The sequence below is a fragment of the Polaromonas sp. P1_A2 genome, from assembly GCF_056406895.1.
The window spans coordinates 638,378-651,745 of record NZ_JBFTZI010000001.1 but is presented as its reverse complement, the minus strand read 5'-3'; the positions used below and the strand labels follow the sequence as shown (position 1 = coordinate 651,745).

The 13,368-nt window shown below is 62.9% G+C and carries 11 protein-coding genes; 6 read left to right on the top strand and 5 right to left on the bottom strand.

Going from position 1 to position 13,368, the window contains the following annotated elements; translation table 11 throughout:
* Positions 1 to 57: 57 nt before the first annotated feature.
* Entirely contained in the window at positions 58 to 519 is a 462-nt protein-coding gene (locus tag AC1D09_RS03025) for a hypothetical protein (protein ID WP_477661333.1), read from the top strand.
* A gap of 411 nt (positions 520 to 930) precedes the next feature.
* On the opposite strand, the gene phnD is transcribed toward AC1D09_RS03025, so the two are convergent.
* The 3 genes from phnD to AC1D09_RS03010 all read right to left on the bottom strand — a co-directional run bounded on the left by phnD (position 931) and on the right by AC1D09_RS03010 (position 4,159).
* On the bottom strand, positions 931 to 1,941 hold the full coding sequence (phnD, locus tag AC1D09_RS03020; protein WP_477661334.1) for a phosphate/phosphite/phosphonate ABC transporter substrate-binding protein: 1,011 nt from the start codon (positions 1,939 to 1,941) through the stop codon (positions 931 to 933).
* A gap of 87 nt (positions 1,942 to 2,028) precedes the next feature.
* Positions 2,029 to 3,105, bottom strand: coding sequence for an HAD family hydrolase (locus AC1D09_RS03015; protein WP_477661335.1), 1,077 nt, complete (start codon positions 3,103 to 3,105; stop codon positions 2,029 to 2,031).
* A gap of 82 nt (positions 3,106 to 3,187) precedes the next feature.
* Positions 3,188 to 4,159 (bottom strand): choline ABC transporter substrate-binding protein, encoded by a 972-nt coding sequence (locus tag AC1D09_RS03010; protein WP_477661336.1) that lies wholly within the window; start codon positions 4,157 to 4,159, stop codon positions 3,188 to 3,190.
* Positions 4,160 to 4,412: 253 nt separating this feature from the next.
* Between AC1D09_RS03010 and AC1D09_RS03005 the strand changes: the two genes are divergently transcribed.
* The 3 genes from AC1D09_RS03005 to betA all read left to right on the top strand — a co-directional run bounded on the left by AC1D09_RS03005 (position 4,413) and on the right by betA (position 8,796).
* Positions 4,413 to 5,447, top strand: a complete 1,035-nt coding sequence (locus AC1D09_RS03005; RefSeq protein WP_477661337.1) for a GlxA family transcriptional regulator — start codon at positions 4,413 to 4,415, stop codon at positions 5,445 to 5,447.
* Between the two features lie 181 nt (positions 5,448 to 5,628).
* A complete protein-coding gene (gene betB, locus AC1D09_RS03000) occupies positions 5,629 to 7,092 on the top strand; it encodes a betaine-aldehyde dehydrogenase (protein ID WP_477661338.1) in 1,464 nt (487 codons plus the stop codon).
* Positions 7,093 to 7,137: 45 nt separating this feature from the next.
* Positions 7,138 to 8,796: a choline dehydrogenase gene (gene betA / locus AC1D09_RS02995; protein WP_477700925.1), complete on the top strand. Its 1,659-nt coding sequence runs from the start codon at positions 7,138 to 7,140 to the stop codon at positions 8,794 to 8,796.
* Positions 8,797 to 8,821: 25 nt separating this feature from the next.
* Here the strand turns inward: betA and AC1D09_RS02990 are convergent, their stop codons facing one another.
* Together AC1D09_RS02990 and AC1D09_RS02985 are read right to left on the bottom strand one after the other, a co-directional pair.
* Positions 8,822 to 10,246, bottom strand: coding sequence for an N-acyl-D-amino-acid deacylase family protein (locus AC1D09_RS02990; RefSeq protein ID WP_477661340.1), 1,425 nt, complete (start codon positions 10,244 to 10,246; stop codon positions 8,822 to 8,824).
* Positions 10,247 to 10,252: 6 nt separating this feature from the next.
* Positions 10,253 to 11,233, bottom strand: a complete 981-nt coding sequence (locus AC1D09_RS02985; protein ID WP_477661341.1) for a Bug family tripartite tricarboxylate transporter substrate binding protein — start codon at positions 11,231 to 11,233, stop codon at positions 10,253 to 10,255.
* A gap of 106 nt (positions 11,234 to 11,339) precedes the next feature.
* On the opposite strand from AC1D09_RS02985, the gene AC1D09_RS02980 reads away from it, so the two are divergent.
* Positions 11,340 to 12,248, top strand: a complete 909-nt coding sequence (locus tag AC1D09_RS02980) for a LysR substrate-binding domain-containing protein (RefSeq protein ID WP_477700924.1) — start codon at positions 11,340 to 11,342, stop codon at positions 12,246 to 12,248.
* A 65-nt stretch (positions 12,249 to 12,313) separates the two neighbouring features.
* Entirely contained in the window at positions 12,314 to 13,366 is a 1,053-nt protein-coding gene (locus tag AC1D09_RS02975) for a DMT family transporter (RefSeq protein WP_477700923.1), read from the top strand.
* Positions 13,367 to 13,368: the final 2 nt, after the last annotated feature.

Below are 13,368 nucleotides of genomic sequence, written 5' to 3'. Positions count from 1 at the left end.
GCCTCCCACTTGTTTTTTCTGCTTTCATCTATATCGTTCATTCATGGAGGCAAAGCTATGGGAAAAATTGAAGATCATGCTCGGCTGGTTGAACTAGAGGTCATGGCGCAGGCGATTGCAAAAGCATGGAGCGAGAAAATGATCAACGGAAAGGTAGCTTGTCCTCAGTGCGGCGACCCCGACCAGTACATGGTGCCTTCCGACGGCTTCGCCTGCGAGAAGTGCGACTATGAAGTCTCGGACGAGAGCGAGATATTTGACCTTCTTGACCAAAACATGGTTCGCGGCACGAAGGATGATCTTGATTCGGACACCCCCGCCAACTGCGATGAGTGCCAGGGCTACCACACAGTTTGCGAGTACGAGGGCGGATACCTCTGTACCAACTGCTTCGCCTACTTTAATTCAGTTGGTCAATGCCAGTGGTGCAACGATCCCATGACAGGTGACACCGAAGATACCTATGTCACTGGCTGCGAGCATTGCGAGGGATATGCCGGGCATCATGCGGACGACTGACCACTTGAGTCGAGTCGGAATTCCGCGCCGAGCAGTTGATGTGACAGCAGTTATGCGACCTATCCTTCGACTAGATGATGGCCGGCCTGCTGCGCTCCAAGTACTGAGCGACACGTGGAGCGCAGTCCCAACGGCGTTTTGGTGCACATATAGTTATGCAACGGAGGCCGATCTATTCAATCGTCACATGTGACCGGCAGGTGCACGGAAATTTCCACCCTCGACTCGAAACCGCGCTCTTTCAGCCGCAATGCTGGCCTGAACTCTTGCGCCATCGCGCTGAACGTCCAGTTCGGCTTTCTTGGCGTAGGCGGCGCTTCCGCTTCAGGTACTGTGCAACAAGGATGCGCGCAAGATCGCGGCAGGCCAAGCAGCCGGCCCACCGCTGAAATTCAGATTTCCCAGCCCCGGCTATTGACTCTCAATCCGCGTGGAATTGAGCAGCGTGTCCAGCCGGGCGGCCCGCTGGGTCAGCTGCTGTAGCGTTGCGCTGAAATCGCCGCCGTCCTGGGGGCTGCCCATTGCCTTGGTCAGCGCCTGGAACAATGACAGGTCGGCCACGGGCCGCAACTGGTAGTTCGACGAAGCCTTGAACGCCGACAGGTCATACATATTCTTCAGCGTGGCCCTTTCGGCCTCGTCGCGGCCGTAGGCCAGGAAGAACTTCCGGATGCGTTGCTGCGTTGCCGCCGGCAGGTCCTTGCGGTACAGGATGGGGTCGTTGGGAATCAGCGGGGACTCCCAGATCACTTTCACGCGCGCCATCTTGTCCGGGAACTCCACCTTGTAGCGCAGCATGTCTGCGGTGTTGTTGGTCGCCAGGTCCACCTGGCCGTCGGCTACCGCGAGAAAATTGTCGCGGTGGCTGGTGCGGTTGATCTTCTTGAAGTGTTTCTCGGGATCGATCTTGTTCTTGGCGAACACATAGTAGTTCGGCGCCAGGAAACCCGAAATCGACTCCTTGTTGCCGGCCCCCAGCGTGTAGCTGCCCGGGCGGCCTATTACCTCCGCCAGGGTCTGGGGCGCGGCGTCCTTGCGGGCCAGCAAGACCGAGCTGTAGCCGCGCGTTCCATCCAGCCCGACCATCTGCGCAAACACCAGCGCCTGGTCGGCTTCCACCAGTTCGATCGCCAGCTTGTTGTTGACCCAGGCCACCTGCACTTGCCCATTCTTCAGGGCACCGGAAATTTCAGCGAAGTCTTTCGACGCCAGAACCTGCACCGGCCGCTGCATCTCTTTGGCCAGCGCGTCGGTGAAAGGCTTCCAGTTCTCCACCATCTTCTCCACGGTATCGCCCGTGACGATGAGCCCCAGCGTCAAAGGCGCCGGGCTGTTGGCCGCGTGAACGGGGAACAGCCCCATCCCGGCCACGAAGGTCATGCACAAGGCCGCGCACAGGGCGCGCCGGACCCGGGAGGGCATCCCGGGGCAAAGACGATCAGGGTTCATTGAACACCTCCTGGCGGATGGACGGACGGGTGGGCGGGCAAACGAGCGGGTGGGGCCGGCTTACTTGTTGCCGGCAGGCAGCGGGTGAATGTCTTCCGGCTTGACGACAATCCAGTTCTTGTCGGCCGTGACCGGCAAGCCCAGCTCCTTCTGGCGCGCCGCGTTTTTAGTCCACATGTCGGTGATCTGCGTCATGTATTTGGCTTTGCGATTGACCCAGATGCGCACGCCGCCACGATCGATGTCCGTCCCGTGGAACAGCATGTAGCCGTCGCTGGTCGGTGTGTCGCCCGCGACCAGGATGGGTTTTTTCCACTGGTCGATGTAGGTCAGGATGGCCGCATACTTGCCCGCCATCCAGGTGTTGGGCGTCCACAGGTAGGGATGCATTTGCAGATCCATGTTTTTGGCGGGATCGTATTTCCCTTTCTGGATTTGCAGGCGGGACGAGGTGAGTTCCTGGGTCTTGCGGTCTTTCAGCATGGTCGCCACGCCGATCACGTTTTGCGGCTTGACGTTGTAGCCGTACCGGGGGTCGGACGCCACCATGCGCACCAGCTCTTCATGCGCGGCGGTCATGATGTAAACCTCGATGCCGTTTTCCATCAAATGGTTCATCAGTTCGCGCTGGCCCTGGTAGATGCGCGGCGGCTGGATGTCTATGGTCTTGACCACGTCGCCTTCGTAGTAGGTCGCCGGAATCGGTTTGCCGTAAGCCATCAATTCATCGACGAAGCCTTTCAACTCCTTGAGCGTGTAGCCCGAGAAAATTTGCGCCACCCAGGGGTAGCACACCATGTCGTCGATTTCGCAGAGCCGGTAGTAATAGCTGTTCAGGCTTTCCTTGTTGCCGTTGACATCCTTGAACGGGATCAGCTTGAGCGAAGGGTCCATGTTCTCGCGCGTCAGCAGGCCTTTCATTTCCATGTAAGGCAGGAGGGACTCTTCCAGGTCGAAGTTGTAGCTCGTGTTGTCCATATCGAACACGGCGTACTCCCCTTTGTTCGCATGGGTCTTGACCAGGGCATTGAGCTTGGCCGCGGCATCGGCGGGCCAGTGTTTCAATTCGACGGCTGAACAACCGAAAGCGACACCGGCCAGCAGCAGGCCGGACAACAGCTTTTTAACCAAATTCATACAAACCTCCAGAGTTTTTTTGACGAGACTTCCAACAACTTCAGACAACTTTCCAATAACTTTCTCTTCGATGGTGATGCGCTCAAAGACCCAGGTGCTTGCTGACCGCCGCCAGCCCATCCTTGCCGTCAAAGGTGCTGACATCGGCCAGCCACTTCTTGAGCACATCCGGGTTCTTCTTCAACCAATCGCGGGCCGCGTCGTTCGGCTTGACCTTGTTGGTGATGGGCACCATCACCTGGTTTTCCAGGTCGGTCGTGAATTGCAGGTTGCCGATCAGCCTGGCCGCGTTGGGGCAGCGCGCCTGGTAATCGGGGGTGGTGGCGGTGTACACCTTGGCTTCGCCGAAGTTCGGGCCGAACACGGTGTCGCCGCCTTCCAGGTATTTCATCTTGAGCTGCACATTCATCGGATGCGGCTCCCAGCCCAGGAACACGATCCATTTTTTCAGGCGCGACGCGCGCTGTATTTCGGACAGCATGCCGGCTTCGCTCGACTCGACCAGCTTGAAATCCTTCAGGCCGAATTCGTTCTTGTCGATCATGCGCTGGATCAGGAGGTTGCCGTCATTGCCGGCTTCGATGCCGTAGATCTTTCCATCGAGCTCTTTGCGAAATTTCGCGATGTCGGCAAAGGTCTTCAAGCCGCCTTCAAACGCGGTGCTGTTGGCGGCCAGCGTGTATTTGGCGCCGGCCAGGTTGGGCTGGTCCAGCACCTTGACCTGGCCCGCCTTGACGAAGGGCTCGATCATGGGCGTCATGCTCGGATTCCAGTAGCCCAGAAAAACGTCGATCTGTTTGCTCTTGATGCCCGCGAAGGTGATCGGCACCGAAGCCAGCGTCGTCTTCGGCTGGTAGCCCAGGCCTTCCAGGACCACCGATGCCAGCCCCGTGGTGGCGGCGATGTCGCTCCAGCCGACATCACCGAAACGCACGGTGCGGCAGCTTTCCGCCTCTTTGGCGCCAGCCGGCGATTTGCTTTGTGCGCTTGCGGGGCCGGCGCAAAGGGTGAGGGCAAGAACCGCAAGCGGGCCGAGTATGTGCAGAGACCTCATGTCACGTTTTCCTGGTTGGATAGCGCATTTACAGGGACTGAAACAGGCCTGCCCACCGCATGCTTTTCTTGCCGTTCCCGCCGCAAGGCGAGTGGTGCATGCCGGTCAGCAGTGCTCTTCCGTTGACGAACTATAGGTTTAGGAAAACGGCCGATATTGACGTAATACGACTAACATATGTCGTATTACGTCAACCGGCTAACAGCTGCCCCAAATACCTTATAGGCTGTTTGTCAACGCATGGCGGGTCTCTATGAAGGAAGAAAACCGGGAGCGCACTTCGCCCAAAGCCACACCCGCGGCGCGCAGGGTCGGCTTGCTGCTGATCCCGCAGTTTTCCAACCTGGGCCTGGCCCTGGTGATGGAACCGCTGGTGCTGGCCAACTGGCTGATGCAGCGCAAGCTGTTCGAATGGACCACGCTTTCGGTCGACGGCGCCCCGGTGATAGGGACACACGGCATGCAGGTGCCGGTGGATGCTGAGTTGTCCGATGACATGGAGTTCTCCGCGGTTTTTGTCATCGCCAGCTTCGAGGCCAAGAAGTATGCAAAGAACCGCAAGATCAAAAACTGGCTGAGGCGGCAGGCGGCCTTCGGCGCGGAACTCGCGGGCATAGAGACCGGCGCCGAAATCATGGCAGCCGCTGGTTTGCTCGATGGCTATAGCGCGGCGATTCATTGGGACAACCTGGAAGGCTTCCAGGAGCTGTACCCGAGCGTCAATGCGAAGGACCAGTTTTACACCATAGAAAGACGCCGCCTGACCTGTGCGGGCGCCACGTCGACGCTGGACATGATGCTGCAGTGGATAGGCGAGCGCGAAGGCGCCGACCTGGCGCACGAGGTTTCGCAGCACATGCAGTACACGCAGGTCCGATACCCGACGGACTCCTTGCTGAGCAGCGCCAACAAGCGCCCCGGCGAAGGCAGCAGGCATGTGCAAGCCGCGATCAATCTCATGCAGGAAACCGTGGGAGAGCCCGTGCCCTGCGACGAGATCGCAACCCGGGTCGGACTGTCGCGGCGCCAGCTGGAGCGCCTGTTCCAGCACTACACGTCGCTGCCGCCCCTGAAGTACTACATCAACCTGCGGTTGGCGCGCGCGCACAAGCTGCTGCAGCAAACCGACATGAGCGTGGCGCAAGTGGCTGTCGGCGCCGGCTATTCGTCGCTGGAACATTTCTCGCGCGTCTACCGGGACAAGTTCGGCTGCCCGCCCAGGGCGGACCGGCTGCAGTCCGTGCAGGCGCCGGTGATGCGGCGCGCCGTTTCACCGGCGCGCAAATAAGCTTCCCAGCGCTGCACACCGCTTGACGGATTTGATGGAGCCCCGAAATTTGCGCCATCGCGTGGTCGTAATACATCAAGAGCGCCGGGCACCCTGAACCTATAGTGAGCCGTCAAGGCAATCGGAGGCCATCGAAGGTCATCGACGATTGCACGGCGAAACATCGGAACAAGGTGAGCTCGTGACGACCCCCACACTACGCAACTACATAGGCGGTGCTTACCAGGCCAGCACCGCTTCGGAAACACTGGAAAACCTGAATCCGGCCACGGGCCAGGTCCTGTGCCGCGTCGAGCTGGCGCTTGCGCCGGAACTCGAGCGTGCGATCGAGGCGGCACAAGCCGGGCAGGCCACATGGTCGGCGATGAGCGGCGCGGAGCGCGGCCGCATCCTGTACCGGGCGGCGCAGCTGCTGCGCGCACGCAACCGCGAACTGGCCGAACTGGAGGTGGCGGATTGCGGCAAGCCGATCCAGGAAGCCGAAGTGGTCGATGTCGCCAGCGGCGCCGATTGCATTGAGTACTTTGCCGGCCTGGCGCCGACGATTCACGGCCACCATTACGGACTCAAGAACGCTTTTGCGTACACGCGGCGCGAACCCCTGGGCATTTGCGTCGGCATAGGCGCCTGGAACTATCCCTTGCAGATCGCCTGCTGGAAATCGGCGCCGGCCCTGGCCTGCGGCAATGCCATGATTTTCAAGCCTTCCGAATTGACGCCGCGCAGCGCCGCCAAGCTCGCGGAAATCTACACCGAGGCCGGTGTGCCGGACGGCGTGTTCAATGTGCTGCAGGGCGACGGCCGCACCGGCCGGCTGCTGGTGTCGCACCCGGCGGTGGCCAAGGTGTCGCTCACGGGTTCGGTGGGCACCGGCAAAGCCGTCATGGCGGAAGCCGCGAAAACCCTGAAGCGCGCGACCATGGAGCTGGGCGGAAAATCGGCGCTGCTGGTGTTCCCCGATGCCGACCTGAGGCAGGCGGTGTCCGCCGCGATGCTCGGCAATTTTTATACGCAGGGCGAGGTCTGCACCAACTGCACGCGCGTCTTTGTGCATGAGGACATCCACGATGCGTTTCTGGAACAGCTTGAGGCGCGCACCCGGAAACTGCGCATCGGCGACCCGATGGACCCGGCGACGCAGGTCGGCGCGCTGATTTCTCGCCCGCATATGCAGCGCGTGCTCGACTACATCGACAAAGGCATCGCCGAAGGCGCGCGGCTGGTCGCCGGGGGCAAGCAGCTCAAGACCGGCGCACTGGCCGAGGGAAATTTTGTTGAACCGACCATTTTTGCCGATTGCCGGGACGACATGAGCATCGTGCGTGAAGAGATTTTCGGTCCCGTGATGTCGGTGCTGCGATTCAGTGATGAGGCGGAAGCGGTGGCGCGCGCCAACGATACGCGCTTCGGCCTGGCGGCCGGCGTGTTCACCGGCGACCTGGCGCGCGGACACCGGGTAGCAGCGCAATTGCAGGCGGGCGTCTGCTGGATCAACAACTACAACATCACGCCCATCGAGATGCCCTTTGGCGGTATCCGCGAGTCGGGAATAGGCCATGAAAACAGCATGGTGACGATTGACTATTACACGCAGCTGAAGAGCGTGTACGTCGAACTGGGCGAAGTGGCTTGCCCTTATGAATAGAACTTCGCGGCAAGCCGACTCCCGATCAGGAACTCCGGAATTCACATGACACAAGAACAATACGATTACATCATCGTCGGCGCCGGCTCAGCCGGTTGCGTCCTGGCCAACCGCCTGGGCGAGGACGAAGGCGCGCGCGTCCTGCTGCTGGAAGCCGGCCCGGCGGACCACAGCATCTTCATCCATATGCCGTCGGCCTTCGCTTATCCGCTGGCCAACGACAAGTACAACTGGTTCTATGACACCGAACCGGAACCTTTCATGAACCAGCGCCGCATGCACTGCCCGCGCGGCCGCGTGCTCGGCGGCTCGTCGTCGATCAACGGCATGGTCTATATCCGCGGGCATGCGTTTGACTATGACGCCTGGGCCGGCATGCCCGGGCTGGCGCAATGGTCTTACGCGCACTGCCTGCCCTACTTCAAGAAATCCGAAACCCGGCTGAAAGGCGGCGACGCCTACCGGGGCAACGAGGGGCCCTTGTATGTCTCCACCGCTGCCTGCAGGAACCCGCTCTATCGCGCCTTCATCGAGGCAGGGCAACAAGCCGGCTACCCCTACACCGAGGACATGAACGGCTACCAGCAGGAAGGCCTCGGGCCTATGGACATGACGGTCTACAAGGGCCGCCGCTGGAGCACGGCGCAGGCCTACCTGCGCCCGGCGGCCAGGCGCGGCAACCTGCGTGTGGTGACGCGCGCGCGCGTCACGCGGGTCCTGTTCGAGGGCACACGCGCGACCGGCGTCGAATACGCGCAAGGCTCGCGCCTGCATCAGGCAGCTGCGGCGCGTGAGGTGATCCTGTCCGGCGGCGCGATCAATTCGCCGCAGCTTCTGATGCTGTCCGGCATCGGCAAGGCGGAGGAACTGCGCGCCCTGGGCATCCAGCCGCGGGTCGACCTCCCGGGTGTCGGCCAAAACCTGCAAGACCATCTCGAGGTCTACGTGCAGTACGCCAGCAAGCAGCCGATCACCCTGTACAGCGCGATGAACCCGCTGGCCAAACTGAAGATCGGCGTGCAATGGCTGTTCGCCGGAAAAGGCCTTGGCGCGACCAATCATTTCGAATCCGGCGGTTTTATCCGCAGCGCGGCGGGGGTGGTGCATCCGGACCTGCAATACCATTTTTTGCCGATGGCGGTCAGCTACGACGGCAGCGCGCCGGCCACACAGCACGGCTTTCAGGCACATGTCGGGCCGATGCGCGCGACCAGCCGCGGCCATATCACGTTGCGCTCGGCGGATCCCAAAGCGCATCCGCGCATCCTGTTCAACTACATGCAGACCGAGCAGGACCGCAAGGAAATGCGCGCGGGTGTGCGCCTGACGCGCGAGATATTTTCCCAAGCGGCCTTCGAGCCTTTCCGCAATGGCGAAATCTCGCCCGGCGCCAAGGTCCAGACCGATGCCGAGATCGACGCCTTCATCCGCGAAAAAGCCGAAAGCGCTTTTCATCCGTCCTGCAGTTGCCGCATGGGGACCGATCCGATGGCGGTGGTGGACGGCGCCGGCCGCGTGCACGGCATCCAGAACCTGCGCGTGGTGGACGCCTCCATCATGCCCAATGTCGTCAGCGGCAACCTGAATGCGCCGACCATCATGATCGCGGAAAAAATCGCGGACCTGATCCGAGGCAGGTCACCGTTGCCGGCGCAGGCGGCGCCGGTCTATGTGGCGGCAAACCACGCGACCCACCAGCGTTGAGCACGCCTGGCCGGCGCAAGCCGCCTCATCTGCGCAGCACCCGCCCGGCATCCACGCTGACGCTGTGGCCATCGCGGCAGGCGAGCCGGCCATTGACAAAGACGGCGTCAATTCCCGAACTGACTTCGGTGGGGCTTTCGTAGCTGGCGTTGGCGGTGACGCGGTGTTCGTCAAAAATGACGATGTCCGCGTGATTTCCGGGTGCCAGGACTCCCCGGCCGTCGAGGCCGAAACGCCTTGCGCTGAGTCCCGTCATTTTGTGGATGGCAAGCTCGAGCGGAAACAGCTTTCTCTCGCGCACGTAGTGCCCCAGCACGCGCGGAAAAGTCCCCCACAGGCGCGGATGCGGACGCACGTCATGCGCCAGGCCGTCCGAGCCGACCATGGCCATCGGATGGCTGAGGATGCGGCCGACGTCCTCCTCGCTCATCGCGAAGTAGATGGCCCCGGCCGGCTGCAAGGCCCGCGCCACCTCTTCCTCGCTTTGGCCTCTCTCGCGCGCAAGTTCTTTGAGGGAGCGGCCCGCAACCCCGGGCTCGGGCTGCGACCAGGTCACCAGCACGTCGCTGGACTGCTTGACGCGGGACGGCAGCAGCATGGTGGACGAGGCGTTGTAGGGATAGCAGTCAAAGCAGACCGGCTGCCCGCGCGCCGCCTGCTCCAGCATGGCCAGTGTCTGCACGGAGCGGCCGTGGTTGGCCGTGCCGACCAGCTTGTGGTGGGAAATGACGGTGCCCACGCCCAGTTCCCGGCCTATGTGCAGGGCCTCGCGCAGCGCCTCGTCGATGGCGTCGCCCTCATCGCGGATGTGCATGGCCACGATACCGCCGGCCGCTTTGAGATGCGCGCCCACGGCGATCACCTCTTCGGCCGTGGCGGCTTTCGCAGGCGGGTAGTACAAGCCGGTCGACAGGCCGATGGCGCCCGCGGCCAGTGCGTGGGCGAGTTCCGCCGCCATAGCGGCCGATTCCCCGGCGGTGGCCGGCCTTCCGAGGTCCGCCATGTGCTTGACGCGCAGCGTGGAATGGCCGACAAGGCAAGCGACATTGACGGCCAGGGGAGACCGGTCCAGCGCATCCAGGTAGGCCGCAAAATCCGGGTAGATCCAGCCGTCCGTTCCCAGGATATCCAGTGGCGGCGGTGGATGGCGGGTCTCCAGCGGGGCCAGGCTGACGCCGCAGTTGCCCGACACCACCGTCGTCACGCCCTGCGACAGCTTGGGGTGGGCGCCCGCGGCGGGCAAAAGCAGCAAGCGGTCATCGTGGGTGTGCACGTCGATGAAACCCGGCGCGACAATCCGCCCGTGCGCGCCGACGCGTTCGCCCGCCCGCGCGCCCGACAGGTCGCCGATGGAGAGAATTTTCCCGCGGGATACCCCGAGGTCGGCGCGCACCCGGGGGGCGCCCGTGCCGTCGATGAGCTCGCCGCCTTCAATGATGAGATCGAACATGTCCGCTCAATCCACCTGGACACCGGCGCGCTTGACGACCTCCGTCCACATCCGCGTCTCCCGCAGGGCGCGGTCAAACAGGCGGTCGGGCGAGCCTATGGTCGTCTCGAAGGAAATGGCGGCATAACGCTCGTTGACCGCGGCATTGCCCAGCACCTTGTTGATTTCGCCGTTGAGCCGCAGCACGATGTCGCGCGAGGTGCCGGCCGGCGCGACAATGCCGCCCCAGGCCGTCGTTTCATAGCCCTTGACGAATTCCCCAATGGTCGGCACCTCGGGAAACAGCGGGCTGCGCGCCCGCCCTGAAACGCCCAGAGCCTTGATGCGCCCATTCTTGATGTGCGGCGCGATGGACGACAGGTTGTCGAACATCAGGTCGACCTGGCCGCCCATCAGGTCCTGGATGGCCTGCGGGCTGCCGCGGTAAGGCACGTGGGTCATGAAGGTGCTGGTCATGCTCTTGAACAGCTCACCGCCCAGGTGGCCGGTGGTGCCGTTGCCGGGAGAGGCCATGCTGAGTTTGCCCGGCCTGGACCTGGCCAGCGCGATCAGCTCGGCCACATTCTTCACGCCCAGGTCATTCCTGACGACGAGCGCGTTCTGGACATACCCGAGCAGCGCCACGGGAACCAGCTGTTTTTCCGGGTCGTAGGGCAGTTTGGAGAAAAGCGATTTGTTGATCGCCAGCGTACCCACGTTGCCGTATCCCAGCGTGTAGCCGTCCGGCGCGGCGCGCACGATCTCCTGCATGCCGATGTTGCCGCTGGCGCCGGGCTTGTTGTCGATCACAAAAGGCTGTCCCAGGGCCTTCATCAACTCGGCGGTCAGGATGCGGCAGATGTTGTCGGGCGAGCCACCGGCGGCGGACGGAACAATCAGGCGAATGGGCCGGTCGGGCCAGGCGGCGCGCGCCAGCAGCGGCGCCGAGGCCATCGCCGCGGCCCCCAGTTTGAGGAGGGTTCGCCGCTTTGTCTGGTATTCGGTCATGGAGGTCACCTTGGGGTTCAGCAATGAGGAAACCGAATGATGCGTGGACAAACCTTTGGCTACAAACGACAATTTCTGCGTCTTCCATGTTTTTTTCTCATGCACCATGATGCTGCGCGCGCCCTCCACCATGTCCCTGGTATGCCTTGAGGCCAGCGCGCGCCTGCGCTCCTTCACCGCGGCCGCGCAGGAGCTGCACCTGACGCAAGGCGCGGTCAGCCGCCAGATCATGGCGCTTGAAAGCCGTCTTGACGTCAAGCTGTTCGTGCGGCGGCGGGATGCCGTCATCCTGACCGAAGCCGGCCGTTATTACCTGGACGAAGTCAGCGGCATTCTCCAGCGCCTTGAACGCGCGACGGCCAACGTAATGGCGCTCAAGGGGCGCGGGGGTTCGCTGGCACTGTCGGTAGGCGCGTCGCTGGGGAGCTATTGGCTGATTCCGCGCCTGCCGGACTTCACGCGCGCGCACGGCGAGATCACCCTGAATTTCGCGACCCGCGTGGGGTCGGTGGATTTCAAGAGCATGGCGGTGGATGCCTCGCTCGAATTCGGCGACGGAAAACGCGCCGGCCTGCACAACGATTTTGTTTTGCCCCTGGCGATGGCGCCGTATGCCGCCCCGGCATGGATCGCCAAAAATGGGAAATCGCTGACGTCCCGCACACCGAGGTCCGCGCTGGTGCACCACACCACCGTGCTGGACGCGTGGCAAAAATGGTTCGCCCATGCGGGCATCCAGATCAGCACCGGGCAAGACGGACCGCGCTACGAGTTGATGTCCATGGCCCTGAATGCCGCGGTGGCGGGCCTGGGTGCGGTGCTGCTGCCCGACTTCATGGCCAGCGACGCGCTGGCGACCGGCCGTTTACGCCGGCTGTCGAAGAAACAATGGGTTTCTCCCCGTGGCTACTACCTGGTGTATCCCGAGGAATCATCCAGGCTCGAAGCGCTCACGGTGTTCCGCGCCTGGCTGCTGGCGCAGGCAACAGCCGGGAGCGGTGGTGCTGACTTGTAAAACCGGCACCCAAACACTCGCGTAATATGGACAAGGCAAGCGCCCCTGGACCCCAAAAGAACGCCATGAACCCACTGTCCCAACCCGGCGTGCTGGCCACCCTCCTCGCGGCAACCCTGTTCGGCGCGGGCACGCCGCTGGCCAAGCTTTTGCTGGCGCAGGCCAGCCCCTGGCTGCTGGCGGCTTTGCTTTACCTGGGTTCGGGTGTTGGTTTGTTTTTGCTGCGGCGGCTGCGCCGGTCACCGCCTGTGCGCATGCCTCGCGCGGAATGGAAGTGGCTGGCCGGCGCCGTGATTGCGGGCGGCATGGTGGGCCCGGTCCTGCTGATGCTGGGGCTTTCGGGCATGCCGGCTTCGGGCGCTTCGCTGCTGCTGAATGCGGAAGGCGTATTGACCGCCCTGATCGCCTGGTTTGTTTTCAAGGAGAACTTTGACCGCCGCATCGCGCTGGGCATGCTGGCCATTGTGGCGGGCGGTGTGGTTCTTTCCTGGCCCGGTGAGGCGCGCTTTGGCGAGTTGTGGCCGGCCCTGGCCGTGGTGGGCGCCTGCCTGGCCTGGGGTGTGGACAACAACCTGACGCGCAAGGTGTCTCTGTCCGACGCTTCGTTCATCGCCATGGCCAAGGGCCTGGTGGCCGGTGCCACCAACCTGGTGCTGGCGTTGTCCCTAGGCGCTGCGTGGCCCGCGCTACCCGTGGTGCTGGCGGCGGCGCTGCTGGGGTTTGCGAGCTATGGCGCCAGCCTGGCGCTGTTTGTGCTCGGCTTGCGCCACCTCGGGACGGCGCGCACGGGCGCGTATTTTTCGATCGCGCCCTTTGTGGGCGCGGCCCTGGCGATTGCCGTCCTTGGCGAGCCCATCACCCCCTCTTTGCTCGTCGCGGCCTTGCTGATGGCCTGGGGCGTCTGGCTGCACCTGACCGAGAGCCACCAGCATTCGCACACCCATGAGCCGCTTGAGCACAGCCACGAACATGCGCACGGCCTGGGGGACGAGCACCACGACCATGCGCACGAAGCACCGGTGGCGCCCTGCACGCGCCACGCGCACGCGCACAAACACCTGCCGATCTCCCACAGCCATGCGCATTTCCCCGATGCCCATCACCGGCATTCGCATTAAGC